General features: G+C 68.3%; 25 protein-coding genes and 3 pseudogenes. 13 read left to right on the top strand and 15 right to left on the bottom strand.

Annotation, left to right across the window (positions count from 1 at the left end; translation table 11 throughout):
• Nucleotides 1-4 precede the first annotated feature (4 nt).
• Nucleotides 5-1,012 (top strand): hypothetical protein, encoded by a 1,008-nt coding sequence (locus AB0I53_RS33415; protein ID WP_358612083.1) that lies wholly within the window; start codon nt 5-7, stop codon nt 1,010-1,012.
• A 136-nt stretch (nt 1,013-1,148) separates the two neighbouring features.
• Here the strand turns inward: AB0I53_RS33415 and AB0I53_RS33420 are convergent, their stop codons facing one another.
• Complete coding sequence (locus AB0I53_RS33420; RefSeq protein ID WP_358612086.1) at nt 1,149-1,595, bottom strand: universal stress protein; 447 nt, start codon at nt 1,593-1,595, stop codon at nt 1,149-1,151.
• 270 nt (nt 1,596-1,865) lie between these two features.
• On the opposite strand from AB0I53_RS33420, the gene AB0I53_RS33425 reads away from it, so the two are divergent.
• The 3 genes from AB0I53_RS33425 (at nt 1,866) to AB0I53_RS33435 (ending at nt 7,264) form a co-directional block, all read left to right on the top strand.
• A complete protein-coding gene (locus tag AB0I53_RS33425) occupies nt 1,866-3,149 on the top strand; it encodes a DUF4010 domain-containing protein (RefSeq protein ID WP_358612089.1) in 1,284 nt (427 codons plus the stop codon).
• Between the two features lie 117 nt (nt 3,150-3,266).
• On the top strand, nt 3,267-4,832 hold the full coding sequence (gene otsB, locus AB0I53_RS33430) for a trehalose-phosphatase (RefSeq protein ID WP_358612092.1): 1,566 nt from the start codon (nt 3,267-3,269) through the stop codon (nt 4,830-4,832).
• Nucleotides 4,829-7,264, top strand: a complete 2,436-nt coding sequence (locus AB0I53_RS33435; protein ID WP_358612095.1) for a glycosyl hydrolase family 65 protein — start codon at nt 4,829-4,831, stop codon at nt 7,262-7,264. The genes otsB and AB0I53_RS33435 overlap by 4 nt, the downstream gene beginning before the upstream one ends.
• 88 nt (nt 7,265-7,352) lie before the next feature.
• On the opposite strand, the gene AB0I53_RS33440 is transcribed toward AB0I53_RS33435, so the two are convergent.
• Entirely contained in the window at nt 7,353-7,646 is a 294-nt protein-coding gene (locus AB0I53_RS33440; RefSeq protein ID WP_358612098.1) for a hypothetical protein, read from the bottom strand.
• A 164-nt stretch (nt 7,647-7,810) separates the two neighbouring features.
• On the opposite strand from AB0I53_RS33440, the gene AB0I53_RS33445 reads away from it, so the two are divergent.
• Entirely contained in the window at nt 7,811-8,002 is a 192-nt protein-coding gene (locus AB0I53_RS33445) for a ubiquitin-like protein Pup (protein ID WP_358612101.1), read from the top strand.
• A 129-nt stretch (nt 8,003-8,131) separates the two neighbouring features.
• Here the strand turns inward: AB0I53_RS33445 and AB0I53_RS33450 are convergent, their stop codons facing one another.
• Entirely contained in the window at nt 8,132-8,584 is a 453-nt protein-coding gene (locus AB0I53_RS33450) for an FHA domain-containing protein (RefSeq protein WP_132492826.1), read from the bottom strand.
• A 484-nt stretch (nt 8,585-9,068) separates the two neighbouring features.
• On the opposite strand from AB0I53_RS33450, the pseudogene AB0I53_RS33455 reads away from it, so the two are divergent.
• The 6 genes and pseudogenes from AB0I53_RS33455 to AB0I53_RS33480 form a co-directional block, all read left to right on the top strand.
• Nucleotides 9,069-9,485, top strand: a pseudogene (locus tag AB0I53_RS33455) (heavy metal translocating P-type ATPase); the annotation flags it as partial.
• Between the two features lie 136 nt (nt 9,486-9,621).
• The gene (locus tag AB0I53_RS33460) at nt 9,622-10,707 is read left to right on the top strand and encodes an HAD-IC family P-type ATPase (RefSeq protein ID WP_358612104.1); all 1,086 of its coding nucleotides are present in this window, start codon (nt 9,622-9,624) and stop codon (nt 10,705-10,707) included.
• Complete coding sequence (locus AB0I53_RS33465) at nt 10,704-11,522, top strand: universal stress protein (protein ID WP_358612107.1); 819 nt, start codon at nt 10,704-10,706, stop codon at nt 11,520-11,522. The genes AB0I53_RS33460 and AB0I53_RS33465 overlap by 4 nt, the downstream gene beginning before the upstream one ends.
• Nucleotides 11,523-11,631: 109 nt before the next feature.
• Entirely contained in the window at nt 11,632-12,531 is a 900-nt protein-coding gene (locus AB0I53_RS33470) for a universal stress protein (RefSeq protein ID WP_358612110.1), read from the top strand.
• A gap of 170 nt (nt 12,532-12,701) precedes the next feature.
• Nucleotides 12,702-12,968, top strand: a complete 267-nt coding sequence (locus tag AB0I53_RS33475) for a DUF3040 domain-containing protein (protein WP_358612113.1) — start codon at nt 12,702-12,704, stop codon at nt 12,966-12,968.
• 13 nt (nt 12,969-12,981) lie between these two features.
• Complete coding sequence (locus tag AB0I53_RS33480) at nt 12,982-13,251, top strand: DUF1876 domain-containing protein (protein WP_358612116.1); 270 nt, start codon at nt 12,982-12,984, stop codon at nt 13,249-13,251.
• A 21-nt stretch (nt 13,252-13,272) separates the two neighbouring features.
• Here the strand turns inward: AB0I53_RS33480 and AB0I53_RS33485 are convergent.
• The 4 genes and pseudogenes from AB0I53_RS33485 to fbp form a co-directional block, all read right to left on the bottom strand.
• Nucleotides 13,273-14,282: pseudogene (locus tag AB0I53_RS33485) on the bottom strand (HAD-IC family P-type ATPase).
• Entirely contained in the window at nt 14,279-15,142 is an 864-nt protein-coding gene (locus tag AB0I53_RS33490; protein ID WP_358612177.1) for an HAD-IC family P-type ATPase, read from the bottom strand. The pseudogene AB0I53_RS33485 and the gene AB0I53_RS33490 overlap by 4 nt, the downstream one beginning before the upstream one ends.
• Before the next feature lie 70 nt (nt 15,143-15,212).
• Nucleotides 15,213-16,004, bottom strand: a pseudogene (locus AB0I53_RS33495) (HAD-IC family P-type ATPase); the annotation flags it as partial.
• An 18-nt stretch (nt 16,005-16,022) separates the two neighbouring features.
• A complete protein-coding gene (gene fbp, locus AB0I53_RS33500; protein ID WP_358612119.1) occupies nt 16,023-17,141 on the bottom strand; it encodes a fructose-1,6-bisphosphate aldolase/phosphatase in 1,119 nt (372 codons plus the stop codon).
• 248 nt (nt 17,142-17,389) lie between these two features.
• Between fbp and AB0I53_RS33505 the strand changes: the two genes are divergently transcribed.
• Both AB0I53_RS33505 and AB0I53_RS33510 read left to right on the top strand, forming a co-directional pair.
• Nucleotides 17,390-18,208: a universal stress protein gene (locus AB0I53_RS33505; protein ID WP_358612122.1), complete on the top strand. Its 819-nt coding sequence runs from the start codon at nt 17,390-17,392 to the stop codon at nt 18,206-18,208.
• Nucleotides 18,209-18,221: 13 nt separating this feature from the next.
• Nucleotides 18,222-19,049 carry a universal stress protein gene (locus AB0I53_RS33510; RefSeq protein ID WP_358612125.1) on the top strand — a complete coding sequence of 276 codons (828 nt, stop codon included), beginning with the start codon at nt 18,222-18,224 and terminating at the stop codon, nt 19,047-19,049.
• A 34-nt stretch (nt 19,050-19,083) separates the two neighbouring features.
• Here AB0I53_RS33510 and AB0I53_RS33515 read toward each other — a convergent pair whose 3' ends face one another.
• The 8 genes from AB0I53_RS33515 to AB0I53_RS33550 form a co-directional block, all read right to left on the bottom strand.
• Nucleotides 19,084-19,977 (bottom strand): universal stress protein, encoded by an 894-nt coding sequence (locus AB0I53_RS33515; protein ID WP_358612127.1) that lies wholly within the window; start codon nt 19,975-19,977, stop codon nt 19,084-19,086.
• Nucleotides 19,978-20,103: 126 nt separating this feature from the next.
• Nucleotides 20,104-20,610 (bottom strand): universal stress protein, encoded by a 507-nt coding sequence (locus AB0I53_RS33520; RefSeq protein ID WP_358612130.1) that lies wholly within the window; start codon nt 20,608-20,610, stop codon nt 20,104-20,106.
• A 34-nt stretch (nt 20,611-20,644) separates the two neighbouring features.
• Nucleotides 20,645-21,241: a hypothetical protein gene (locus AB0I53_RS33525; RefSeq protein WP_358612133.1), complete on the bottom strand. Its 597-nt coding sequence runs from the start codon at nt 21,239-21,241 to the stop codon at nt 20,645-20,647.
• Nucleotides 21,242-21,296: 55 nt separating this feature from the next.
• A complete protein-coding gene (locus AB0I53_RS33530; protein WP_358612136.1) occupies nt 21,297-22,655 on the bottom strand; it encodes a nicotinate phosphoribosyltransferase in 1,359 nt (452 codons plus the stop codon).
• Between the two features lie 12 nt (nt 22,656-22,667).
• The gene (locus tag AB0I53_RS33535; RefSeq protein ID WP_358612139.1) at nt 22,668-23,306 is read right to left on the bottom strand and encodes a hypothetical protein; all 639 of its coding nucleotides are present in this window, start codon (nt 23,304-23,306) and stop codon (nt 22,668-22,670) included.
• A gap of 115 nt (nt 23,307-23,421) precedes the next feature.
• Nucleotides 23,422-23,679 carry an SHOCT domain-containing protein gene (locus tag AB0I53_RS33540; protein WP_358612142.1) on the bottom strand — a complete coding sequence of 86 codons (258 nt, stop codon included), beginning with the start codon at nt 23,677-23,679 and terminating at the stop codon, nt 23,422-23,424.
• Between the two features lie 28 nt (nt 23,680-23,707).
• Entirely contained in the window at nt 23,708-24,595 is an 888-nt protein-coding gene (locus AB0I53_RS33545) for a universal stress protein (protein WP_358612145.1), read from the bottom strand.
• Nucleotides 24,592-25,590 (bottom strand): hypothetical protein, encoded by a 999-nt coding sequence (locus tag AB0I53_RS33550; RefSeq protein ID WP_358612148.1) that lies wholly within the window; start codon nt 25,588-25,590, stop codon nt 24,592-24,594. Before AB0I53_RS33550 ends, AB0I53_RS33545 begins: the two co-directional genes overlap by 4 nt.
• Nucleotides 25,591-25,630: the final 40 nt, after the last annotated feature.

The raw sequence follows: 25,630 nt of genomic DNA on the forward strand, positions 1-25,630 counted from the left end.
GCAGGTGTGCTCGCTGTACGAAGGCTCCGATCGCGACGTGCTGGAGGCAGCTGTCGCGCTCGCTACACGTGCACCGTCGCTGTTCAACGTTCAGCCGTGGCGGTGGCAGATCGGCACCGAGTTATTGCACCTGCTGCTCGATAGGTCTCGTGGGTTGCCGGTCACCGATCCCGTTTTCCGGGAGTTGACGATCAGCTGCGGGGCCGCGGTACATCACGCGGTCCTCGCCCTGAGGGCTCTTGGCCGGCAGGCCCGCGTCCGCCGATTGCCCGACCCAGCAGCACCAGATCAGCTGGCGACGATTGACATCGTTGGTTCTGCGGATCCTTCCCAGGCCGAGGTGGCTCTTGCCGGCGCAGCCGGGAGGAGGCGAACCGATCGTCGCCAATACGCACCGGAGGCGGTGCCCAGCCGCATTCTCGATGAGCTCGTTCTGGCCGGCGAAGAGGTCGGTGCGAAGGTCTTGGTGGCTGAAGGCGATGACCGGTACGCCCTGGCTCGGGCGTTTGCGAAAGCGGCAGCGCTACACGGCGCTCAAGAGGACTACCGAGCCGAACTCGCCGCGTGGACCGGGTTGAGCGAAGGGACGGCCGTGGGCGTGCCAGAGCCCGCAGCGCCGCAACCCGGCGCGCAGTACGGCGACATCGTTTTGCGCGACTTCGGGCGCGTTGCGATAGCCCATGAAGAAACCGGATCCGCGCAGCACGCCGGATGCATCCTCCTGGTCAGCACGTCCACGGATGACCCGGCGGCGCACCTGATCGCGGGCGAAGCCATCAGCGCTGTTCTGTGCACTGCGGAATTGGAAGGCCTGGCCAGCAGTCCGCTCAGCGAGGCCTTCGAAATCGAACAAACCCGCAACGCGGTTCGCCGCGAAGTGCTGGCCGACGCGGGCTATCCGCAGGTCGCACTCCGGATCGGCTGGCCCACCACCGCGCGTGGACCATCACCGACGGGCAGACGCCCGGTTCACGAACTGCTCCACGACCTCCTGGACGACCACGCGGACTGACAACGAGAGGGCCTGCGATGACAACGCCTCGTCCCGTCGTGACAGGCGTCGACGGCTCGCCGCATTCGGACGCGGAGGTTTCGGCTCCTCGGTTCCGGCGCAGCCACTCGAACGCGACGCGACCCGTGAGCTCCGGTCATCCATCGTCAGGGTGAACAACGACCACCGGGCAGTGCGCATGGCTCACGCAGTGCATGCTCACCGATCCCAGGAGCACCCCGCCGAATCCACCATGACCACGACTTCCCACCACCAGGAGGTCCGCACCCCGGGCTCGATCCAGCAGGGCTCGTGCTGCATGGCCGCGAACCACCTCACGACGAACGCGTGCTGACGTCGCCAACAGGGCCGTGGTTTCGTCAACGGCCTTCCGGAGCTCCCATTCCGCACGTGCCCTCGACTCGTCATCCGAAACGATCGGCGGCATTGGCATGGCCTCGACGAACACCGGAGCGGACCACGCCATCAACGCGGTGATCTCACCACCGCACTGCTCCGCGTAACGCACCGCCCATCGCAACGCCGCTCGCGAGCCCGGCGAGCCATCCACCCCGACGACGACCCGCGGTTCGCGCTCGCTCATGACTCCCCCGATATCCCAGCCCAACAGTCAAAGCCGGGTCTACCCGCCGGGCCCCGAGATCGCACACCGGCCCGAATCGTCCACGCCGCAGTCATCGACCAACGCCCCTATGCGGCGGGCAATCGTGATGCGAATGCTGGCGGGTGACAACGGCCGGCAGGCGAGGTGGTGTGGTGGCAGCACTGAGGTAGATCCTGCGATGCCAACGGCCTTCGGGCACCGGCGGTGCGCCACCTCCCCGAGGCGACCGGCGACAAGGAACCTCCGCCATTGGACACGACAACCGCGCTCGTTCACTTCGCCACCGCCCTGGCGATCGGACTGCTGCTGGGCCTGGAGCGGGAGCACAGCATCGCCGGCGAGAAGTTCCGCCCGGCTGGATCCAGGACCTTCTCGCTGCTGGGCGTGGCGGGCGCGATCGCCGCGGCACTGGGCCCGGCCGTGCTGATCGTCACGGTCAGCGCCGCGAGCGTGCTGGTCATCGCCTGGTACGTGCTCACCGCACGCGCCTCCGCCGAAACCGACGTCGGCGCCACGACCGAAGTGGCCGCGATCGCCACTGTCCTGCTCGGCGCGCTGGCCTGGACCCAGCCGACCTGGGCCGTGCCGATCGCTGTCGCCATAGTGGCGCTGCTGGCCGCGAAACGGCCGCTGCACCGCTTCGCGACCCGGCTGGTCACCGACGAGGACATCGCCGACGCCATCCGGTTGTTCGTCGTGGCCTTCGTGATCTACCCCCTGCTCCCCGACCAACCGCTCGGCCCCTACGGAGTGCTCAACCCGTCCAGGATCTGGTTGCTGGTCATCGCGATCACCGTCATCGGCTGGGCCGGGTACGTGTCCGCCCGGGCACTCGGCGAACGCCAAGGATTGCTCGTCGTCGGATTCCTCGGTGGCTTCGTGTCCGCCTCAGCGACCACCGTCGTCCTCGCTCGCCGATCCGTCCGGGGAGTCCAGGTAGCGGTGCTGCCCGCAGTGCTGGCCGCGAGTGTGGCGACACTCGTCCAACTCATCGCAGTCACCGCGGTCGCCAGTCCACCGGTGGCCGTCCGGCTGCTTCCCGCAGCGATTGCCGGTGTGCTCGTGCTGCTGGCCGAGGCAGGCTGGCTCACCTGGCGGTCGAGCCGAGCCGAACCCCGCACCGCCGAATCGAGCCGGGACGAGGACGCCGCCGCGGAGGCTCGCAAGACGCCCGGATTCCAGCGACCGCTGTCCCTGCGGATCACGCTCTCCCTGACACTCCTGCTGGTCCTGCTCCTGCTGGTCACCCGCGCAGCCGCCGATCTGCTCGGCGGGCGGGGCGTCCTCGCCGCCGCCTTCATCGGCGGCCTCGCCGACACCCACACCACCGCCGTCGCAACCGCCACGCTGGCCAGCACCGTCATTCCCACCGGCGTCGCCGTGCTGGGCGTCGGAGCCGCCCTGCTGAGCAACACCCTGATCAAGCTCGTCCTCGCCGCCGCGGCGGGCGGGCCGCGCTTCGCTGCGCGCCTGGCGGCGCTGCTGGTCCTCCCGGCCGTCGCCGTGGCGACAGGTATCGCACTCACCGGATGAGCGCGCCTGGTGGTCACCTCGCCTCGGCGGTGGATTCGTGCAGCCGCCCGGGTACCCGACGAGCACGTGGCACTCGTGCCACCCACGGCCTGGGCGGTGCGGAAAACCGGAGTCGGCATGGTCACCACGAACATCGATCCTTGCCATCACCGTGCGGTGCTGTTCGACATGGACGGGGTGATCACCGATACCGCCTCAGTGCACTCTGCCGCGTGGAAACGGCTGTTCGACCGGTACCTGGCGGACCGCACGCGCACGCCAGGGGAAGATCACCGGCCGTTCAGCGACGCCGATTACACCCAGTACGTGGACGGCAAACCGCGGGTGGACGGGGTGCTGGACTTCCTGGGCTCGCGCGGCATCACGCTGCCGCGCGGCAGCGCGGACGACGACATCAGCCTGGAAACCGGGCACGGGCTCGGAAAGCTCAAGGACCGATACTTCCGCGATGCGCTTGCCTCGACGGGCGCGCTGCTGTTCGGCGACGCCGAGCCGCTGATCGGCTCGCTGCGCCGCCACGGCATCCGGACCGCGGTCATCTCCGCCAGCCGCAACTGCGCCCGGGTGCTGGAGCAGGCCGGTGCGGCACAGCTGTTCGACGTCCGCGTCGACGGTGTGCTCGCCGACGAACTGGGGTTGCCCGGCAAACCCGATCCCGCGGTCTTCCTTGAAGCGGCGCGGCGGCTCGACACGCCGGCCTCGGCGTCCGTGGTCGTCGAAGACGCCCAAGCCGGGGTCCAGGCCGCCAGGATCGGAGGTTTCGGCCTCGTCATCGGGGTTGCCCGAACCGGCCCGCCGAGCCGACTGATGGAAGCGGGTGCCGACGCCGTCGTGTCCGCGCTCAGCGACGTTTCCGTCGCAGAATCCGCCGAGCGACGGCTGTCCGAGGTCCCCGACGGACTCGACCGATGGGACGAGATCGCCGACCGCCTGCAGGGTCGCCGACCCGTGCTGCTGCTGGACTTCGACGGCACCCTCGCCCCAATCCGCGACGACCCCACCAAGGTCACCATGCCGTTGAAGGCCAGGGAGGTCCTGCAGCGGCTCGCCCGGAACTGCCCCGTGGCGATACTGAGCGGCCGAGACCTGCAGGACGTGCGCCGTCGTGTCCGCATCGACGGCCTGTGGTACGCGGGGAGCCACGGATTCGAACTCGCCGGTCCCGACGACGCGCCGATCACGCAGCAAGCTGGTGACTCGGCGCTGCCTGATCTCGACGACGCCGAGCGTCTCCTTTCCAGCGAACTGGAACCTGTCCCCGGGGCCCGTGTCGACCGCAAGCGGTTCGCCCTTGCGGTGCATTACCGCAACGTCCGACCGGACGACGTCGACCACGTGATATCCACTGTGGACCGCATCGGCGGCGCGTTCCCCTCGCTCCGCACAGCGCAGGGACGTCGCGTGGTCGAGCTGCTGCCGGACATCGACTGGAACAAGGGCCGGGCGCTGCGCTGGCTGCTGGATCGCATGGGGCTGTCGGGCACCGCCGTCGTTCCCGTTTTCGCCGGTGACGACTACACCGACGAGGACGCCCTGCGCGAGATCCACGAGGACGGCATCGGCCTCGTCGTGCGCAGCGCCGAACACGGCGACCGCCTGACCTGGGCCCACTATTCCGTCGACGACCCGCGCTCGCTGATCGCGCTGCTCGCCCGCTTCGCGTCCTTGGCGGAGACCGCATGAATCCCTGGCTGTTCGGCTTCCGCGACTTCGACCCCGGTGATGAAGGTCGCCGGGAAGCGTTGTGCACGCTGGGCAACGGGTATTTCGCCACGCGCGGGGCCGCACCGGAATCCCGTGCCGACGGCGCGCACTATCCCGGCACCTACGTAGCCGGCTGCTACAACCGGCTCACCACGACCGTCGCTGGTCACGAAGTGGAGAACGAGGCGCTGGTGAACATGCCGAACTGGTTGCTGTTGACCTTCCGCATCGACGACGGCTCGTGGTTCGACCTGGCGCAGGTCGAAGTGCTCCACCACGACCAGGAACTCGACCTCGAACGCGGCATCCTGGTCCGCCGGTTGCGCTTCCGCGATCGGCAGGCACGGACGACGCGCGTAGTGCAGCGCCGGTTCGTGCACATGTCCCGACCACACCTCGCCGGCCTGGAAACCACGCTCGTCGCCGAGGACTGGTCAGGCACGATCACGTTCCGCTGCGGCATCGACGGCCGCGTGACCAACTGCGGCGTCGCCCGCTACCGAGACCTCGAGGGACACCACCTCGTCGACCACCAGACCTTCGAAGTCGCACCGAACATCACCGTCCTGCACGCACGAACGTCCCAGTCCCGCATCCGCATCGCCGAAGCCGCGCGGTTCCGGGTGTTCGTGGACGGCGAGCTCGTCGCCGTCGACCAGTCCCTGATCAGGCAGGACGACCTGATCGCCCACGACCTGGCGCTGGACGTCGCGCAGCATGCCGAAGTGCGGGTGGAGAAGATCGTCTCGCTGCACACCTCGCTGGACCGCGCCAGCACCGAACCCGTCACGGAAGCCGTCAACGACGTGCGCGACGCCGCCGGATTCGACGAACTGACCCGATCGCACAGCCTGGCGTGGGCACGTCTGCACCACCGTTTCCACTATGGACTATCGATGAGCGATGGCGCGCAAGAGGCCGTGCACCTTCACCTGTTCCACCTGTTGCAGACCATCTCGCCGAACACCGCCGACCTCGACGCCGGTGTGCCGGCGCGCGGGTTGCATGGCGAGGCCTACCGCGGCCACATCTTCTGGGACGAACTGTTCGTCCTGCCCACCCTCAACCTGCGCATGCCGCGGCTGGCCCGTGCTCTGCTCACGTACCGCTGCCGCCGACTGCCACAGGCGCGGAAGGCGGCCCATGACGCGGGATTCTCTGGTGCGATGTTCCCCTGGCAAAGCGGCAGCAACGGCCGGGAAGAAAGCCAGCGCCTGCACCTCAACCCCCGCTCGGGCAACTGGCTGCCCGACCACACGCACCTCCAGCGGCACATCGGGATCGCCATCGCATACAACGCCTGGCACTACTACCAGGCCAGCGGGGACGAGGAGTTCCTCAGCGACTTCGGGGCCGAGATGATCCTGGAAATCGCGCGGTTCTTCTCCTCCCTCACGCACTACGACCGCAGCCGCGACCGGTACGCCATCCTCGGTGTCGTGGGGCCCGACGAGTACCACACCGCCTACCCCGGGCGGGATCGGCCAGGAATCGACAACAACGCCTACACCAACGTCATGACCGCCTGGCTGTGCCGCACCGCCGTGCACGTCCTCCACGAACTGCCCGACCAGCGGCGCGGAGAACTCATCGACGCCCTGGAGATCCGCCACGCCGAGATCGACCGCTGGAAGCGGATCTCGCAACGCATGTTCGTGCCGTTCCACGGCGATGGGATCATCAGCCAGTTCGACGGCTACGACCGGCTGGCCGAACTCGACTGGGACGCCTATCGGCAGCGCTACGGCGACATCCAGCGCCTCGACCGCATCCTGGAGGCGGAGGACGACGACCCCAACCGCTACCAGGCGTCCAAGCAAGCCGACGTGCTGATGCTGTTCTACCTGCTATCCGCCGAAGAACTCGAAGACATCCTCGGCAGGCTCGGCTACCCCATGCCGCCGGAGACGATCCCCAGGAACATCGAGTACTACCAGCAGCGCACCTGCCACGGTTCCACCCTCAGCGCCGTCGTGCACGCCTGGGTGCTCGCCCGCAGCCGCCGACACCAAGCAATGGAGTTCTTCGACCGCGTACTGGCCAGCGACCTCCACGACACCCAGCACGGCACCACCAGCGAAGGCATCCACCTCGCCGCCATGGCCGGCAGCATCGACCTCCTGCAACGCTGCTTCGCCGGCATCGAGATCCGCGACGACTCCCTCCGCCTCAACCCGCTATGGCCCACCGAACTCGGCCCGCTGGAGTTGTCCATCCACTACCAGGGGCAACCCGTCACCATCAAGGTCACCGGCCGCACCGCCACCATCCGCACCACACCGGGCAAGAAGCGGCTCCCCATCACCTGCACCTGCGGCTCTCGAACGGTCTGCCTGGGCCCCGGCGAAACCGCCCGCTTCTCCCTCGAACGCCCAACGCGCGGCGCCGACCCGACTACGTTCGCCCCCTGAACAACGGCCGCTGGAGAGGATCGCAGCGGGAGCCAGGATCCAGCACGATCCGCCACTCCATGCCGGTTGCGCACGCCGACCCCGCCGGCTAATCCTGTTCAGCGGCCCTGCGCCGCAACGCGGTATAGGCCAGGAGTGCACACAGCAACGCTGTTGCCGCCAGCAGCACCAGCCCGAAGGTGTAATCACCCACGGCCCCGTAGATCGAACCCATCACCAGAGGCGGGAAGAAACCACCCAGACCACCGGCAGCCCCCACAACGCCGGTCACCGCTCCGACCTTGCCCGCCGGCGCGAGCCTTCCGACCAACGCGAACACGGCACCCGCACCGGCTCCCAGCACTGCCGCCAAGCAGAGGAACGCAACCGTGCCGATCGGCATCAAGGGAAGCTCGATGGACGCCAGGATTGCGAGAAGAGGCCGTTGGGCCCTAGATGGCCGCAATCAGATCTCGTGACACTTGCCTACGGCCTTCGGCCCGCTCGGTCCACGAGCAGCCAGCTTCCAGAAGCACCGCCTAGGGCCCACCTGCGGGGAGGCAGAGGATGCGCCAGGAAAAGCCGCAACGCCACGGCCGTCATGACGACGATGAGCCAACCGATCCAACACCCTCCGGTCAGGATCGGCGGGACAAGCTCGAGGACAACACGGAAGCAATGCTGGACGAGATCGACGACGTCCTGGAGGAGAACGCAGCGGAATTCGTACGCTCATACATACAAAAGGGCGGCGAGTAAGATCGTCCGCCGCGCACGGGGCTCGGCGATGGCAGCGAGCTACCGCATCGGGCCGGGTAGCTGTTGGGGCGATGCGGGCCACCGCGAACCACCACAGTGGACTCATCAGTGGGCTCCGCAGTGGAGTCCTCACCGCTTGGTCGTGATGCCGCCAGCCTCCCCGTCGCCGGCGCGGAAGGTGAACCGCATCTTCCCAATCCAGATCTCGTCACCGTCGGCCAGCTCCGCCGACTCCACGGAACGCCGGTTGACGTAGGTGCCGTTGAGGGATCCGCCGTCCACCAGGACGCACCGGCCGTCGTGCACCGCCAGTTCGGCGTGGTACCGGGACACGGTCACATCGTCGATCACGATGTCGCAGTCGCGGTGCCGCCCGACCAACGTCAGCGCCGCGCTGATCGCGAACTCGGCCCCCGCCGCAGGCCCGCGACTGACCACCAACCGCATGCCACCCACCGATTCGCGCGGCTCCGGGATGAGCTCGTGCAACGGCACCGCGGCAAGCAGGTCTTGCCGGGACCGCGTCGCCCTGTCCAGAGCAGCCCCGTGCAACGGCGCCGCAACAACGCCAACCTGGTCCATCAGCTATTCTCCTCGCGAACGATCAAACCGGGCGCATTCCCCGGATCCGCTTTCAGCATGCGGGCCGTTGACAGCCCTCTGAGCAGGTCCTTCGTCACTCGGTCACGGTGCTTTGCGTCACCCGGCTCAGGTGTGGTTGCGTGCCGCGCGGGGTAGGCCTGACCGCGGGGGTATGCCGGTCATGTCCGAACCACGCTCAGCGCAGCAGCACGCCGCACACGGCCTTCGGCCTTGGTTCGAGCCGGCCCTCCTCGCTGTCACGACGAGTGCGTTGCTGATCGGCGTCATCGCCTGGGCGGTGGGCGCTACCGGGACGGCGGATGCGGCGTGGATGGCCGGAACCGCGGTCGCCATCGTGCCCGCGCTGGCGTGGATGGCTCTCGCGTTGTGGCGCGGCCGCACCGGGGTCGACCTCATCGCCGTGCTCTCGCTCGGCGGCACTCTCATGGTTCACGAGTACCTCGCCGGATCGCTGATCGCGGTCATGCTGACCTCCGGGCAGGCTCTGGACTCCGCAGCGCAGCGCCGGGCCTCCCACGACCTGCGCGCGTTGCTGGAACACGCGCCCCGCTTCGCACATCGGTACACAGGTGATGCGCTCGAAACGGTTGCCGTGGACCAGGTGCGCGCCGGTGACCTGCTGCTGGTGAGCCCCGGCGAGGTCGTGCCGGTGGACGGCTGCGTCGGCGGCGGTGTCGCAGTCCTCGACGAGGCGGTGCTGACCGGCGAGTCCGCCCACATCGAGCGGGTTGCCGGAGAGCCCGTGCGCAGCGGCGGCGTCAACGCAGGGCCAGCCTTCGACCTGCGGGTCAGTGCCGTCGCCGAAGAGAGCACGTACGCCGGGATCGTGCGGTTGGCACGGCAGGCCGGTGCAGAGCGGGCACCCGTCGTCCGGCTCGCCGACAGGTACGCGGCGTGGTTCCTGCCCCTGGCCTTGCTCCTGGCCGGCGCCGCGTGGGCTGATCACGGGCTCCCCGGTCGGCGCGGTCGCCGTGTTGGTGGTCGCCACGCCCTGCCCGCTGCTGCTGGCGGTCCCGGTGGCCGTCGTGTCCGGCATGTCCCGAGCCTCCCGGATCGGGGTGATCATCCGCGACGGCACGGCGCTGGAGAACCTCGGCCACGCCACCACCGGGATCATGGACAAGACCGGCACCCTGACTGCAGGACGCCCAACCGTCGTCGATGTCATCGCCGCCCCGGTGGTCGACGCGGAGGAGGTGCTCCGGCTGGCCGCCTCGCTGGACCAAGCGTCCCCGCACATCCTCGCCGAAGCCATCGTCGCGCACGCTCGCCGACAGCAGCTCACGCTGACCCCACCGCGCGACGCGTCGGAACAACCTGGCCGAGGAATGACGGGCATCGTCGACGGCAAACGCGTCGAAGTCGGCAAACTCGCACTGCCCGAAAGCAGGCCCCGCTGGACCGACGCCGTGCTGAACCGAGCCATGCTCGACGCCGCCGCCATCGCCTGGGTCAGCTTCGAAGGCGAACTCCGGGGCGCCGTGCTGCTGCGCGATCCTCTGCGCCGGGACGCCCCCAGGACCCTCAGACGGTTGCGGAAAGCCGGGCTGCGCCGCCTGGTCATGCTCACCGGCGACCGCACCGAACCCGCCCGGGTGCTGGGATTGGACTGGGTGCACGCGGAGCAGACCCCCGCGGAGAAGGTCGCGCGCGTCCGCGATGAAAGCGAAACGGCGACCACCATCATGGTCGGCGACGGCGTCAACGACGCCCCCGCCCTGGCAGCGGCGACGGTCGGGATCGCGATGGGCGCACGCGGCGCGACCGCGTCATCGGAGGCCGCCGACGTCGTTCTCACCTCGGACCGGCTCGACCGCGTCGCCGACGCCATGGATGCGCCGCGCCAGCCGAACCCTGGCCGCCCAGCTGCGCGGCCAGCTCGACGAGGCGAGAACGGCCTCCAGCCCTTCCCGCAGTCCGATCAACGCATTTCCGAACAACATTCGCAAATTCCTTCAACAAGGAAGAACTCAGGCAAGCCTCACCTTATTCGTAACGAGGTTGCCGGGCTCCAGGGCCGATCGGCCCTATCCGCACGGCGACCGTGGTTGGCAGCGTGGTCGGCGTTGTGGCACGACCATCGCGGAAGGCGCGAGGCATGACGCGAGCGAAACAGCCCATCGTGGCCGGCGTCGACGGCTCCGAATCGTCCATGCAGGCGGCGTTGTGGGCTGCGGGCGAAGCGCGACTCCTGTCGGCACCGCTGCTCCTGGTCCTGGTCAACAACGACCCCATCCGAAAGCCGTACGCCGAGGAAGTGGTGCGCGACATCGGCAGCCGCTGCCAGGAGGCCGTGACCGAGCTCGAAATCTCCGAGGAGGTCACCTACGGCCACCCCGCCGAAGAACTGGTGCACCGATCGGATTCCGCGCGGCTCGTCGTGGTGGGATCCCGAGGACAAGGCGCGTTCCGGGACACGTTGCTCGGTTCGACCAGCGCCGCGGTCGCCACGCACGCCTCGTCCCCGGTGGTCGTCGTACCGAGCGGCGGTGCGGATCTGCCGGGCCCGGTCGTCGCCGGTGTCGACGGCTCCCCCGGATGCCGGCCGGCGTTGCGATTCGCGTTCGAGATCGCGAACCGCAGGCGCAGCGAGCTGGTCGCATTGCAGGCGCTGCCGAACGCCTACTTCATCCCAGGTCCCTACGACCACCCGGATCGCGACGAACTTCTGGCCCACGCCAAACAGCAACTCACCGAACAGCTGTCGCCTCTGACCGCGTCCTACCCGGAGGTGGTCGTGCGCCAGGTGGTGTCGAACATCCCTCCGGTACAGGCATTGCACGAGGCCGCCGAGCACGCGCAACTGCTGGTCGTCGGCCACCGCGGCCGCGGTGGGTTCACCGGACTGCTGATCGGATCGGTGGCCCGGGGCGTACTGCACCACGCGCCGTGCCCAGTCGCAGTGGTTCCCGGTTGACTCCCGATCATCCAGAAGACCCACCAGAACCCGCGTGCCGCTCCAGCTGGGCGCCTGAATTGCCCGGGTGGCGCTTGCACCGGAAGGTCGTGCCAGGAGGTTGATCGCGATGCCGATGCTCCAGTCCAGCGCGGTCGTCGTCGGATTCGATGCCTCAGCCGAATCCCGACGGGCCGTGTGGTGGGCTGCGCTCGAGGCCGTCACCCGCGGGCAGCCCTTGCTGCTGGTGCACGCCATCTCCGTCCCGCTCGAGGAGCTGACCCGCATCCACCTCCCCACCGAAACCGTCACCATCGCGCCCCTGCGCAGCTCCGCCGAGCGCGCAGTGGCGGACATGGCTGCGGAATGCCGCCGACAGCTTCCCGGCCTGTCGGTGCGGACAGCGGCGCGCATGGGACATCCGGCGAGCGTGCTGCTGGACTCAGCCACGCATGCGAGCGTCCTCGTGCTGGGCCCGCCCAGACCGAGCCCGGTTCACCGGGTCCTGCTCGGTTCAACCGCCAGCGAACTGGTGCGCACCGCGCACGTCCCGGTCATCGTCGTACGCGGCGAGCGCGAGCCTGCCTTGGCGCGACCTCCTGCTGGTTTCGAACGCGTCGTCGTAGGGGTGGACGGCTCCGAAGCCAGCCAGCGGGCGGTCGGCTTCGCCTACGACTTCGCTTCCCGCCACCACGTTGAATTGACCGCCATGCTGGCGTTCGCCGAGGAACCGTCTGACGCCCTGCGCCCGAACCGGGAGTGGGCCTCCGACTCCGACGTCGTCGATGACTGCCGCCGGGTTCTGGCCGAATCCGTGGCGGGCTGGAGGGACCGCTATCCAGACGTTGTCGTGCACCAGAACGTGACCACTACCGAAGGTCCGACCGAAGCCCTGCTCACCTCTGCGGTCGACGCCGATCTCCTCGTGGTCGGCACTCGGGGACGCGGAATCATCCGCTCCACCCTGCTCGGTTCGGTCAGCCACGCCGTAGCGCACTACGCGCCCTGCCCTGTGGCCATAGTCCGCTGAGCATCGACGCTCGACGACGGCGTCCACACGGTACCCACGTTGACTGCGGCGCACCGGAACTCGACGCCGATGACTCGCCACGCGTGGAGAGATGCCAATGGGCTCTGTTCGTCCGGACTCGCGCTTGGCGATGCTTGCCCCAGCAGGCCGGTCGACCTCCGGAGGGAGCCATGCTTCGACGATACGAACGCCGCCTCCTCGACGAGATCGAGCGGCACCTGAACGCCGAAGACCCGGCGTTCGCGCGGAAAATCACCGACGTCCGTCCGCTCACCCGTTTCCGCGCATGGCTGTCGGCTCGAAGGGCGCTTGGGATCACGTCGGCAGGCCTTGCCGTACTTTGCCTGTTCCTCGGTGATGGCGCGGGTTTTTTCGCGACCGGGGCGCTGGCCGGGGCGCTGCTCCTGCTCGACGGCTGGAAGCTTCAGACCGAGTAGCGAGGAGCCTGACATGACGTCGACACAACGCTGGACCGTCGACATCGATCTCTACGAGGATGCCGACCACACGCACGCCGAAGCGCGACTGCACACGCGAGACGCGACCGACCTCCGCGGCAAAGGTGCGGCCCGGCGCAATCCGGAGGATCAGGACGTGCCGGAAATCGGGGATGAGTTGGCGGCCGCCCGGGCGTTGTACGACCTGGCGCACCGCTTGCTCAAGAGCGCCGAAATCGACGTCGAACAAATGACCGGCGAGCCCGCGCACCTTCACAGCTAGCTAGCGGCGGAACCGCGGTGGCTAGATGAGGCGCTTGCGCAGTCGTTTGTCGGCGGCGACGATGAGCCAGGCCAGCAGGGCTAGACCGAGGATCCGAAGCCAGACGTCAGTCGTGATGGGTGCGGTGTGGAACAGGCCGTTGAACACCGGCAGGTAGGTGATCGCGAGTTGCCCCACTGCCTGCACGGCCACACCACCAAGGATCCACCGGTTGCTGAACACGCCGATGCTCCACATTGGACGAGTCAGCGACCGGCAGTTGAAGAGGCAGACCAGTTCGACCGCGACGAACAGGTTCACCGCAGCGGTGCGGGCTTCGGCAAGCGTCGCGCCACTCGCCAGTTCCCAGGAGAACAACCACCACGAACCTCCGACCAACAACACCGACACCAGCAGGATCCGCAGCACCAGCGGGCGAGTCAGCAACGGCTTGCGGGATCGCGCGGTGGGCGCTGCATGCTGTCGGCTTCCTTGGGTTCGAAGGCGAGCATCAGCCCGAGGGCGACGGCGGTGGTCATGTTGATCCACAAGATCTGCGTCGGCAAGATCGGCAGCGCCGCGCCGAGGGCGATGGCCACGAGGATCACGAACCCCTCGGCCATGTTCGTCGGCAGCGTCCACACGATGAACTTGGTGAGGTTGTCGAAGACACCGCGACCTTCCTCCACGGCCGCTTCGATCGTGGCGAAGTCGTCGTCGGTGAGCACCATGTCGGCAGCATCCTTGGCCACATCGGTGCCGCTGCGACCCATGGCGACGCCGATATCGGCCCGCCGCAGGGCCGGTGCATCGTTGACCCCGTCACCGGTCATGGCCACGACGTGACCGCTGGCTTGGAATGCCTCGACCAATCTGAGCTTCTGCTCGGGCGACACGCGGGCGAACACCGCTGCTCGATCCACCAGACCCGGCAACTCCCCGGCAGGCAGCTCGGTCAGATCGGATCCGGTGAGCACGTCACCGTCGTGGTCGAGCAGGCCGAGATCGCTGGCAATCGCAGTGGCGGTGGCGGCATGGTCACCCGTGATCATCTTGACGCGACACCGGCACCATGGCAGGCGCGCACCGCGGCCGCAGCATCCCGCCGGGGTGGGTCGAACATCGCCTGCAATCCGGTGAAGGCCAACGGCGTGGACATCGACGATCCATCGAACTGCTCCGTTGCGCAGACCCGTTTCATCGCCATCGCCAGAACTCGAAGCCCAGCCCTGGCGAGATTTTCGGCAGCAGCCAGAACAGCGTCCCGGTCCACCGGCCGCAGTGAGCCATCGGCGGACATCTCCTTCGTGCACAGCGTCAGGATGCGTTCGACCGCGCCTTTGGCCAGCAGCACTCGCCGAACCTGACGGGGCACGGCGTGCAAGGTGGCCATGTACTGCCGTTCCGAGCTGAACGGCAGCGCAGCAAGGCGTGGCAATGCCGCCGCGACGTCCCGTTCCAGGTCCAGCCCTGCCTTGCGGGCGACCACCAGCAGGGCGTCCTCGGTGGGATCGCCGACCACTCCTGGGCGGCCGTCCCGGTGCACGAGTGCTGCGTCGTTGCACGCTGCGCCCGCGAGCAGGCACCAGTGCAATGCTCCGGCGTGTGCGTTGCCGGCTCGTCCTGAGCTGTCGAGGATCTCGCCGTCGGCCCAGTACCCGGAACCGGTCGCGTCGAACCGACCGTCCGGCGTCCACACCACCCGGACGGTCATCTGGTTCTCCGTGAGGGTGCCGGTCTTGTCCGAGCCGATCACGGTCGTGCTGCCCAACGTCTCCATCGCGGGCAACCGACGGATCACCGCTCGCCTGCTGGCCATGCGTCCCACCCCGATGGCCAAGGTGATGGTGACCGCGGCCGGGAGCCCCTCCGGGATCGCCCCGACGGCCAGTGCCACCGCCGCAGTGAACATCTCCCCCCACGCCCTGCCCGCGAGCCACCCCGATAGCGAACGTCACCGCAGCCAGCGCGAGGACGACCGCGGTGAGCACTTTGCTGAACCAGGACAGTTTCCGCGTCAACGGAGTGGCCAGTTCCTCAGCCGAAGCGACCAGTCGGTGAATGTTGCCCAGCTCGGTGTCCGCCCCGGTGGCCACCGCGATGCCCAACCCGGCTCCGGTAGCGACGAGCGTGCCCGAGTACAGCATGTTGCGGCGATCAGCCACCGGCGTCGCCGTCGACAACTCGGCCGCCTCCTTGAGCACCGGGACGGATTCGCCGGTCAGTGCCGATTCGTCGACGCGTAGATTGGTCGGCCGGATCAGGCGGAGATCCGCCGGCACTTTGTCGCCCGCATCGACCAGCACCACATCACCGGGCACGAGGTTGTCGGATGGCACCGTGCGCTCACGGCCGTCGCGAAAGCGCACCATCACCTGCAGCTTGTCCAGCGCCGCTTCGGCCTTCGATTCCTGCACGAAGCCGACGAGCATGTTCACCAGCACGACGCCGAAGATCACGCTCGCGTCGACGCCTTCGCCGAACGCCAACGCGCCTGCCCCGGCGACGAGCAGCACATAGATCAACGGGTGGTTGAGCTGCCGCAGGAGCCGGATGAATGGGCCTGCCGAACCCGCTCGGGGCAGCACATTCGGGCCATACCGCTCCAGGCGCCGACCCACTTCCAGCTCGGTCAGCCCGCGCTGGGGGTCGGTGTGCAGCGATCGCACGACGTCCTGTGCCGGAAGGCTGTGGGGACCTGCGGCTGCATCGGACGCTCCGGAGCCGGTCGGCGAGGCGAAGCGCCCACTACCCCGGAAACCGCGCGATGCCACGACAATCGGCTACCCGCGTCAGCGCGGGGCCGGGACAGCGGCTTCGGGCATCGGTTGCCACCGGTCGGCCAGGCGCTTCTCCAGGTCCGCCATGGTGGTGTACTCCAGGTCCTCCAGGGGAAGCCGGTGCGGTTCGAACGGTCCGTGACGGCGGAGGTAGTCCATCACCTCGTTGGTCTGCGCCCTGGCGCGGTCGGACGACGGGTCGTCGAACAGGTCCCGTGGCCCGATCAGCTTGCCCTGATGCACCTGGAATCCCAGTGCGACCACGCGGGGCGGTCCGTCGAACCGTGCCGGGTGGGCGTCGGCGACGCGGACCGGCATCATCGGCGCATGGTGCGATCCGCGCATGCACCCGCCCGCGGTGTAGGCGAAGGCGAACGGCTCCAGCACCTCGCCAAGGGCGGGTAGCCCGGACTGGCAGCGCACGATCATCACCGGGTCGTCCTTGCCGACGTACTTGCCCGCGATCAGGGACAACCGTTGCGTGGAGGTCGCCACCGCCTGTTCATGCAGGGTCTTGGACTCCACGGAGTGGATCACATACCGGGCCGGGGCGCCGATGAACATCAGCATCTCGTAGAGCTCGCGCGGGCAGTCGAACCAGATCCGCTTCTTCTCGTACAGGTCGTAGACCTCGAACCGGAACCCCGCGTGCATCTTCGCGTTGATGACCAGGCCGGCGGAGTTGAACGGGTCGGCGAACATCTTGTACAGCGGGAGGTTCCACGCGCCGGGCTCGGTCTTGTCGGCCAGGAAGCACACCACCGGTTCGCTCGGGCGTTCGGTGAACTCCAGCTCCGCATAGCCCGGGCCCATCCCCCGCAGGTTCCCGCTGAACGCATCGGAAAGCAGGTCCTGGCCCGCGCCGTACAGGCCGAGCCGCTTGGCGATCTCCGTGGTCTGGAGGAACACATCCCAGGCGAAGGAATGCACGGCTTCGGCATCGGCACCGTGCTCGTGGGTCATGATCAACGACAGGTCGTCCCCGCAATGACCGACCTTGCCATCCAGCAGCAGACCGTCGGCGACCGCGCTGCTCAGCGCATCCTGCCCGGCGGCCAGCATGTCGGGGTGCACCGCCGAGTGCCCGACGAACCCTCCGGTGTCGGCCTTGATGATGCTCAGCGTAACCATCACAACCTCCAGTTCGAGCCCTCGCACTCTTCGCCCGCTGCGCAACCGGTCACTAGAGCCTTCCGGCCCTTGGCCGTCGGTTTCCGCTCTTTCACCTCGAACGAATCACCGTCACGCCCGCAGGACGGAGTGCGACATGCAGGGCCTCGGCAAGTCCCGCATCCTGGGAGCGACACCGGGCCAATGCCTTAGTGGCACACGAAACTCATGTTCTGTGATGAGCCTGGATTTGCGTTGCGGGGGCTGAAATGACGAACGCGCCGATCATTGCGGGTGTCGACGGATCCGAGCGATCCACTACCGCTGCCGTATGGGCCGCTCGTGAAGCCGACCTTCGGCAGGCACACCAGGTTCGCATCGTGATGGTCACCGACAATCCCCTGCAGGACGATGAGGCGTGGGAGACCGCCGGGGCCGTAGCGGATCAACTCGTCGCCCGCTGGCCGCAACTGAAAATCGAGCCGGCCGTCGTCCACGGGCACCCGGCCGACGTGCTGATGCACCTGTCCAGCGACGCACAGCTGGTCGTCGTCGGGTCACGCGGACGCAGCACTCTGAGCGCAACGTTGCTGGGATCGGTCAGTAGCCAGGTCGCGACGCACGCACGCTGCCCGGTAGTCGTGGTCCGCGACCACCGCGACACCGGTCCGGTGCTCGTCGGGCTGGACAACTCCCGGTACAGCCGCCCAGCCCTGCAGTACGCATTCGACGCCGCATCCCGGTACGGCACCGAGCTCGTGGCCATGCAGGTTTGGCAGGATGTCGAGTACGCCCCGATCGTGCCCAGGCTGGAGTACGAGCTGCTCGACCTACGGGCGGAAGCCCTGCGCGGTCTGTCCGAACAGCTCGCCGGGTGGGCAGAGGCCTATCCGAACGTGCCGGTGCAAAAGGTCGCGCAACGCGGACACCCGGTTTCCGAGCTGGCTGCCACCAGCGAAGAAGCACGGCTGCTGGTCATCGGGCATCGGGGACGGGGCGGATTCACCGGACTGCTGCTGGGCTCAGTGGCCGCCGGCCTGCTCCACTACGCGACGTGTCCGGTGGCCGTCGTCCGCGGCGAAAGCTGATGAGGAGGGCGAGATGGCGACATCGGACAAGTCCATCGTCGTGGGCGTCGACGGCTCGGAAGACTCCGTCCGGGCGGCCGTCTGGGCTGTGGCCGAAGCAGACCTCCGCAGCGCACCCTTGCGGCTGGTGATCGTCAACGACGACCCCGCACGCGCTGACTACGCGGAGAAAGCTGTGCAAAAAGCCGCCGCGAAATGCCGCGCTCAAGCACCCCACGTGGACGTCGACACCGAAATCGTCCCCGGCCACCCCGTTGAGCAGCTGCTGCGCCACAGCGCCAAGGCGCAGCTGGTGGTCCTCGGCGCACGGGGGCACGGTGGCTTCACCGACGCCTTGCTGGGTGGGGTGAGCTCGGCGGTGGCCACCCACGGCGCGTGCCCGGTGGTCGTGGTGCGCAAAGGTGTTCCGACGACCGTGGGGCCGGTGGTGGTCGGTGTGGACGGGTCGGAATGCAGCCTGGCCGCGCTGCGGTTCGCCTTCGAAGAAGCGGCCGGCCGCGGAGCGGAATTGGTGGCCATGCAGGTGTGGCACGAGGAGGGACTGCTCGCCGTGCCACTGACACCCGACGACCGGGAGCGGGTGCAGCGGGAGATCGAACGCTCGCTCACCGAGCTGATGGCCTCCTTGCGCGCGGAGTTCCCGAAGGTCCGCACCCGCGAGGTGGCGCAGCACGGGCACCCCGTAGCGGCGTTGACCGATGCCGGCCGGGACGCCCAGCTACTGGTCGTCGGGCACCGCGGGCGCGGCGGCTTCGACGGCCTGTTCCTGGGTTCCGTGGCAGCCGGTGCCCTGCACCACGCCCCCTGCCCGATCGCGGTTATCCGTGGCACCAAGACCTAGGCATTCTGATCCACGACATCGCATGCCGGAGTTGTCACCGCCCAGCGCGTAGCACCGCGACGGGACACGGTGCGCGGTTCGCCACCGCGTGGCTCACCGAACCGAGAAAAGCCCGGCGGAGCCGACCGCGCCCGTGGCTGCCCACGACGAGCAGGCTCGCCTCCTGGGCTTCCCGGAGCAGCGCTTCAGCGGGTTGCTCCGGTGTGACCGCCCGTCGCACTTCGACGTCTGGGTAGTGCTCTCCCCAGCCCGCGAGGGATTCGGCGAGCACCTCTTCGGCATCGCCGCGCACCTCGCCCCATGGGAGCTCCCAGCCCTGCACGCGCGCGAAGGGGTCCAGTGGGAGGTCGCTCCAGGCGTGCACCGCCACGAGTTCGCAGCCGTGGCGCGAGGCGAAGTCGTAGGCGAAACCGACGGCGAGCTTGCTGGTCGCTGATCCGTCGGTGCCCACGACGACGGGGGCCGCCTCCAGCGCAGGATGCTCGTGGTCACCACGAACGACGACGACCGGTGCCCCGGACCGGCTCGCCAGCACCTCCGCCGACGTCGAGCCCAGCACACCGCCACCATCGACCCGGGCGCCGCCGAGCACGAGCAGCTCGGCCTTCTCGGCCAGTGCACCCAGCTCGCCGGCCGGATCCCCGAACAGTAGGTCGGAGTGCACTTCCAGCTCGGGATCGATCTGCCGGCAGTCTTCGCCCAGAACGGCGAGCTCGCGGCGCAGGTTCTCCTGGAGGGGCTCCAGCATGTCATCGCGGCCGGGAAGGCGAATCATCGTGGCCTCCTCGAACGGCCACGTGAACACGTGCACCAGCAGCAATGGCCTGCGTCGGCTGGATGCTTCCCGCGCGGCCCACCAGACCGCATGCCGGGAAAGCTCCGAATGGTCGAAACCCACGACCACCGCTTTGCGACCTGCCTCCACCATGGCAATCGCCCCTAACACCTTCAAACGAACTATCCGCATCGAGACGCGGCGTATCGGGGTCTTCCGGCTGGTACCTGACGATTCTCTGTGACATCCCCGGCTACTGCACCGTTTCGCAGTGGCCGCTCAGCCGAGCACGGGGTCGCGGGCCGGGTTCTCTGCTGCTTCCTCGTCGGAGTTCCCGATGTCCATGCCGGTGGGGACGATCAGCACCGGGCACCGTGCTTTGTGGATGCAGCGCAGCGCCGTGCTGCCGAGCACCACTTCGGCAGCCCTCCCATGCCGTTGATCGCCCAGCACCAGCATGGCGGCGTTCGTCGAGCGGTCCGCCAGCACCTCGGCGGGGTGTCCTTCCAGGAGTTCGGCGTGCACTTCGGGTGCGGACTCCCCGCCCAGACAGGTGCTGACGATGCTGGTGAGGTCTCGCCAATGCTGTTCGCGAGCGTGGTGCGGCGCCAGTTCGGGGGACATCGTCAACGGCCCGGGCCCTGCGAGAACCGCGTGTGATTGCCACACCATGATCGCGTACACCGAAGCGTCGCGTACTCGCGCTTCCCGCAGTGCCCACCGCAGGGCGCGAATGCTGGCTTGCGAACCGTCGATTCCGACCACAAGCGGCCTGTCGTTGTTCACGGTCCCCACATCGCACTCCCGTCACATCGGCGGCTCAGTGCTCCAGCCACTTCGCCTCGACGCTTTCCCATTCCCGGTTCCAGGCACGCGCGGCACATGCGTCGGCGATCCCCCGGACACCCCAGATCAACCCGGCGCACAGCAGCTGCCCGGTGACCATGATCCCGATGGTGAAACCGACAGCGGAGGCCCGCAGCTGGCTTTCGCTCGGCGGCGCAACCGTGATGCGATCAGCCCTGTCGACCCACAACCGGATCTTGCTGCCGAGCACAGTCCCCGGCGGGACGGCAGTGGTATCCACGCGGCCATTCCCGTCTGCGGCGATCCACGAGATCTCGGCCGAGTACGTGATGGAATGGTTCTCGGGTCCGCCGATCACGTGGGCCTCGGGTTCACCCGTCACGACGGCTTCCACCGGTCGCCCGGTCGCGGCGGCAACAGCAGCCTCACGTGCTTCCCTCGCATAACTCGCGTTTCCGGCCGCGATCGCCGCGGGAACCATCAACACGGCGGCTGCGAGCAACGCGAGGATCGCCATCGCCGCGACCCGGTCCAGTCGGCGCCGCAACGGATTCCGCCCCAGGGAATGGGTGAGCCAACGAACGTGGGCCCCGACCGATTTGGCGTCCATCACGTGCTCCAGAAGGTTTGCTTCCACTCAGATTGGGCCACCTGCCCGAGCCCGATTAGGGCATTTCGTCATCGGGTCCAGGCCCGGACGGCCGGGGAGGTTTCGGCGCACCGTCGCGTCCCACGTCGCCTGAGCCTTCTGACCTGCTCGCAGTCGAGATCCCGGCGCCGGGCCGCTCCGGAGCACCGGCCGAGCGAGTGCGGCCGCGGTAGCGGTACAACTCGTCGACGCCCCAGACCAGCGCGGGGAAGGGCAGCATCAGCGCATAGGCCCATGCTGGCGGGGGCGCGGTGCCGAACACGGCCTGCAGCGACGGCAGGTAGATGATCGCGGCAGCGAACAGGATCTCGAACGCACAGCCGGCGAGCAGCAGCCGGTTCGTGGTGAGGCCCACTTGGCGCAGTGCGGTGCGGTCGGTCCTCGCGGCGAACGCGGTTCCGATTTGGCATAACACGATCGCGGCGAAACTCGTTGTCGTGGCTTGCAAGTACGTGTGATGAAGTGCGGGATCAGCCACGACGTCGGTGCCTGGCCACCACCCCGCGGCAAGCAGCACCGCGAAGAACGCGATGAGCACGAGAACACCGGAAACCGTTCCCATGATTCCCCAGGCACGCAGCAGCATCCTCCTGGTGACCACGCTTTGCGACCGTTTGCGGGGCGGCTGCTCCATCAGTCCCGGCTCCGCGGGTTCCCTGCCCAACGCCAGGGCCGGCAGCGTTTCGGTGCCGAGGTCGATCGCCAGGATCTGCAGCACCGTCAGCGGAAAGTCTTCCGCGAAGGCCCCGAAAGCCGCCCGCTCATCTTGGAACGCCTCCACATAGGAATGCGCCATCGTCCCGGCGGCCGGAAGCCCGAACTCCCGCGCCGCAGCCACGTAGCTGGTGCCTGCGAAGCCGACGATCGCCGATGCCCGCGCGACCGCCCTGGCGGCTTCCAGGCCATGGGTGCGCCGTGCGGCGAAGTCGATCAGATCTGCCTGCGGCGCGGCGATCCGGCACCGGGCCGCCTTGGCCGCCACCGACGACTGGTACGTCACGAAGTTCAGCAATGCCGTCTCCGCCAGCTGCGCCTGCGCAATGGGCGCAGTGACCTCCAGGAACGGTTCGTCAGCGAAGACCACCCGTCCTTCGGGCACCGCCCACACCTCGCCGGTGAACCGCATCTCGTCCAGCGCTGCCAGGTCGTCCTCGCGCAGCCCGACCACGTCGGCGAGGTACGTCAGCTCGTCGTTGTCGAAATGCAGGTGCTGGAGGAAATCCAGGCAGTCGGCAAGGCCGGCGGAGACCAGGAATCCCCGATCACGCGGCAACTTCCGGGCGAACAGGCTGAACGTCGCCGGCCCGGTCATGCCACGGCGCAGATAGCTGGCCGCCATCCTGATCTCGTACAGATCGGTGCACAGCCCCGACATCGCGGCCGCCGACTATGCCGCCTGCTTGGCGGCCGTGCGCAGTGTGGCCCGCATGATCGCCCGGACGAACGGCTTCACCGTCCGCCAGTACGCGCCGAACACCCGACGGGTCATCGGATCGCAAAGCGTCGTGCGGATGTCGTACGTCACCAGGCTGCTGTTGCGGCCGTAGGGGCGTACGGACAGCGATGAGATGATCTGGCCTCGGCCGGGTTTGCCGTACTCGCGGAACTCCTCGGCCGGCACGGGCTCCCAGCGCACGATCGGGGTCCAGAACCGGCCTGTCGCGCCGAAGACGACCTCGCGTCCCGGTTGCTCGCCGAGCAGCACCCAGTCCTCACTGGCGACGAGGTCGTCGTAGGTCAGCCGGGTCGGTTGCCGTGGCGGAACGCGTCTCTTGAGGCGTTCGGGCAGCGCGCGCACCCACATCGCCAGGTCAGCGGTGCGGGACCGGATCGTGAGCAGATCGAGGTGGCGGAGGGCGGAGTACACCGCATCCGGCGGCCTGTTCACCACGAGGTGTTCCACTGCGTCGAAGTCGTATTCGGCGGCGAAGTCGTCGATCGTCACGGTTCGGCCGGTGACCTCCCAGGGCGTCGAGGTGACGGTGGTGTCAGGCGTGGTACCGGTCTCCTTCGTTTCCTTGTTCATTGGATCTTCTCCCCGTCCTGGAAACGAATTCGGTTCCTGGAAGGTGGCGGCGCACGATCCGCATGCCTCGGGTACCACCACCGCGAAGGGGCGATACATCCGGCGCCGCAGCACGTCATGTTCTCCGGCGACCGTGCTCCGACAGCGCCTGCAGCCGGCGGCGGTATTCCTCTTCGTCGATGTCTCCGCGAGCGAACCGCTCCGCGAGGATCTCCTCCGCGGAACCGGCGCCCTTCTCGGCCCGTCCGGTGCGCCCGAGGTAGCGGACCAGCGCAACGATGGCGACGATGATCAGTGCCCAGAACAGCACCATGCTCACCGTCATCATCGCGAACCCCCATACCCCCACTCCGTAGCCATCCCAGTAGTGCATCGCCCTCTCCTTCCGGAATTCCCCGACATCAACGCACCACTAGCAGCGGACACGGGGCGTGGTGCACGAGCTGCTGGCTCGTCGAACCCAGCAGCAAGCCGGTGAAACCTCCTCGTCCGCGCGCACCGACGACGACGAGCTGAGCGTGTTCGGCTTGTTCGAGCAGTGCTCGTGCTGGTCGGCCGTGCGCAACGACGCGTCGCACCGCGACATCCGGATGCTTATCGCCCCAGCCGGCCATCGTTTCGGCGAGGAAACGTTCTTCCTCGGCTTGTACGGCGGCGCCACGGCCCTCTGCGTGGAAGCTGTACCAGGCTTGTTCGGACCCGGCTTCGTGCCAGGCGTGGACTGCGACCAGCGGGGCGTTGCGCATTGCGGCGGCGTCGAACGCCACTGTCAGAACCAGCTCCTGCCCGTCCCGGGCGTCCACGCCGACGACGACCGGCGCGTCGGGCCTCAGGTCTGTCGCCGGTCGCCGCACGACCGCGACCGGGCATTGACCGTGCGCGCACAAGGCCACCGCGACCGATCCCACGACCAAGCCGGTGAAGCCACCGAGTCCGCGGCTGCCCACGACCATCAGCTGCGCCTTGCGCGATTCCTCGATGAGCACGGACGCGGCGTCGCCGGTGCGCGCGAAGGTCCGCACCTCCACCGCTGGGGCGGCGGCCTGCGCCTCTTCTTTGGCGCGGTGCAGCCAAACCTGGGCCTGTCGTGCCAGCGCGTCGCTGTAGGTCTGCGGCGGCGGCATCGTCGGCAGATCCGGAAGGTACATCTGCGCGAGGACATCGCAGAAGACGACCCGCAACCACGTGTTGCGGCGAACAGCCTCGGCCGCCGCCCAGCACGCCGCGTCGAGCGCCGACGAGGAGCCGTCGATGCCCACCGTCACCGGTTTCGGCCCAGGAGTCGTCATGGCTGCCCCCTGTGGTTTCCGGGCGTCGCCGCCGCTGGATACCCGAACCGCATCAGGGCCTGCGGCACCGTCGACAACCCGAGGCGGACCGCCAGCGCATCCCTGACCTCGCCCAGGTGCAACGGCTGCGTCATGATCGAGGCCGCCAGTCCGGCACCGGTGGCCTCCAGCCATGCTTGCTCGACGAACTCGCCGGCCCGGATGTGATCAAGCGGCTCGTCACCCCTGCTACTGACCACGAGCAGGGATTCACGCTCGATCCGGGCGGCGAGCACGGACTCATCCGGAATCCGGGTCCGGGAGGTGGCCAGGCCGACCGCCCCCAAACCCGCCGAAACGAGATCGTCCCAGGACAACCCGAGCTCGCCCTCTCCCTTCGACTCGCCCGGCACGGTGGTCCACGCGCTCAACTCGCGCTGGTAGTCGGCATTGCCGTGGAAGGCCCCCGCGGCGTAAGCGAGCAGCCGCGCCACCGCGAGTGCTTCGTCCCCACCGCTGATCCACCGGCCGAGCACCGACACTGAGGTGGCCGAACTGCTCACGGCCTCCCGAAGTTGTCCCGGCACGGCCTCCGGCCCAAAGGCGCGGCGGTATGATGTGCGATCACCGATGGCCTCGTAGCGCCGGATTTCTGCCGCGGTCGGGTCGGCCCTGCGAGAACCCATGACCTTCGCGATCGCCAGGCCCTTACCGGCGATGGCGATGTCCACGTCGGCAGTCCAGCCGAGGCTGCGTACCGCCAGCACGAGATTCGTCAGGGCCGCGCCGCAGGACATCCGCCGATCCCGCCCCTCCGGGTCGTGGTACGCCAACGTCTCGATCTCACGTTCCTGGAGCTCGGCCGTGCGCTCCCGCACTGCGAGCGACCAAGGGCGCGTGTTGTGCACGGACGGCGCGCTGCGCACCGCATCGGCCAGGATCCCGTTCTCCTCGGCCAACCACCGACAAGCCGGCTCGTCGACCCGACACCGTTTGCTGCTGTGCAAACCACCCATCAAATGTCACCTCGGCAGACGAAACACCCGCGTCGACGGT

This window comes from Saccharopolyspora sp. NPDC050389 (assembly GCF_040655595.1).
Taxonomy (GTDB): Bacteria; Actinomycetota; Actinomycetes; order Mycobacteriales; family Pseudonocardiaceae; genus Saccharopolyspora.

Excerpts from the sequence above, each read along its gene's own strand:
- AB0I53_RS33420 (WP_358612086.1), bottom strand. The coding sequence starts at position 1,595 with ATGAGCGAGCGCGAACCGCGGGTCGTCGTCGGGGTGGATGGCTCGCCG.
- otsB (WP_358612092.1), top strand. The coding sequence starts at position 3,267 with ATGGTCACCACGAACATCGATCCTTGCCATCACCGTGCGGTGCTGTTC.
- AB0I53_RS33435 (WP_358612095.1), top strand. The coding sequence starts at position 4,829 with ATGAATCCCTGGCTGTTCGGCTTCCGCGACTTCGACCCCGGTGATGAA.
- AB0I53_RS33440 (WP_358612098.1), bottom strand. The coding sequence starts at position 7,646 with ATGCCGATCGGCACGGTTGCGTTCCTCTGCTTGGCGGCAGTGCTGGGA.
- AB0I53_RS33445 (WP_358612101.1), top strand. The coding sequence starts at position 7,811 with ATGCGCCAGGAAAAGCCGCAACGCCACGGCCGTCATGACGACGATGAG.
- AB0I53_RS33450 (WP_132492826.1), bottom strand. The coding sequence starts at position 8,584 with ATGGACCAGGTTGGCGTTGTTGCGGCGCCGTTGCACGGGGCTGCTCTG.
- AB0I53_RS33465 (WP_358612107.1), top strand. The coding sequence starts at position 10,704 with ATGACGCGAGCGAAACAGCCCATCGTGGCCGGCGTCGACGGCTCCGAA.
- AB0I53_RS33470 (WP_358612110.1), top strand. The coding sequence starts at position 11,632 with ATGCCGATGCTCCAGTCCAGCGCGGTCGTCGTCGGATTCGATGCCTCA.
- AB0I53_RS33475 (WP_358612113.1), top strand. The coding sequence starts at position 12,702 with ATGCTTCGACGATACGAACGCCGCCTCCTCGACGAGATCGAGCGGCAC.
- AB0I53_RS33480 (WP_358612116.1), top strand. The coding sequence starts at position 12,982 with ATGACGTCGACACAACGCTGGACCGTCGACATCGATCTCTACGAGGAT.
- AB0I53_RS33490 (WP_358612177.1), bottom strand. The coding sequence starts at position 15,142 with ATGTTCACTGCGGCGGTGGCACTGGCCGTCGGGGCGATCCCGGAGGGG.
- fbp (WP_358612119.1), bottom strand. The coding sequence starts at position 17,141 with ATGGTTACGCTGAGCATCATCAAGGCCGACACCGGAGGGTTCGTCGGG.
- AB0I53_RS33505 (WP_358612122.1), top strand. The coding sequence starts at position 17,390 with ATGACGAACGCGCCGATCATTGCGGGTGTCGACGGATCCGAGCGATCC.
- AB0I53_RS33510 (WP_358612125.1), top strand. The coding sequence starts at position 18,222 with ATGGCGACATCGGACAAGTCCATCGTCGTGGGCGTCGACGGCTCGGAA.
- AB0I53_RS33515 (WP_358612127.1), bottom strand. The coding sequence starts at position 19,977 with ATGGTGGAGGCAGGTCGCAAAGCGGTGGTCGTGGGTTTCGACCATTCG.
- AB0I53_RS33525 (WP_358612133.1), bottom strand. The coding sequence starts at position 21,241 with ATGGACGCCAAATCGGTCGGGGCCCACGTTCGTTGGCTCACCCATTCC.
- AB0I53_RS33530 (WP_358612136.1), bottom strand. The coding sequence starts at position 22,655 with ATGTCGGGGCTGTGCACCGATCTGTACGAGATCAGGATGGCGGCCAGC.
- AB0I53_RS33535 (WP_358612139.1), bottom strand. The coding sequence starts at position 23,306 with ATGAACAAGGAAACGAAGGAGACCGGTACCACGCCTGACACCACCGTC.
- AB0I53_RS33540 (WP_358612142.1), bottom strand. The coding sequence starts at position 23,679 with ATGCACTACTGGGATGGCTACGGAGTGGGGGTATGGGGGTTCGCGATG.
- AB0I53_RS33545 (WP_358612145.1), bottom strand. The coding sequence starts at position 24,595 with ATGACGACTCCTGGGCCGAAACCGGTGACGGTGGGCATCGACGGCTCC.
- AB0I53_RS33550 (WP_358612148.1), bottom strand. The coding sequence starts at position 25,590 with ATGGGTGGTTTGCACAGCAGCAAACGGTGTCGGGTCGACGAGCCGGCT.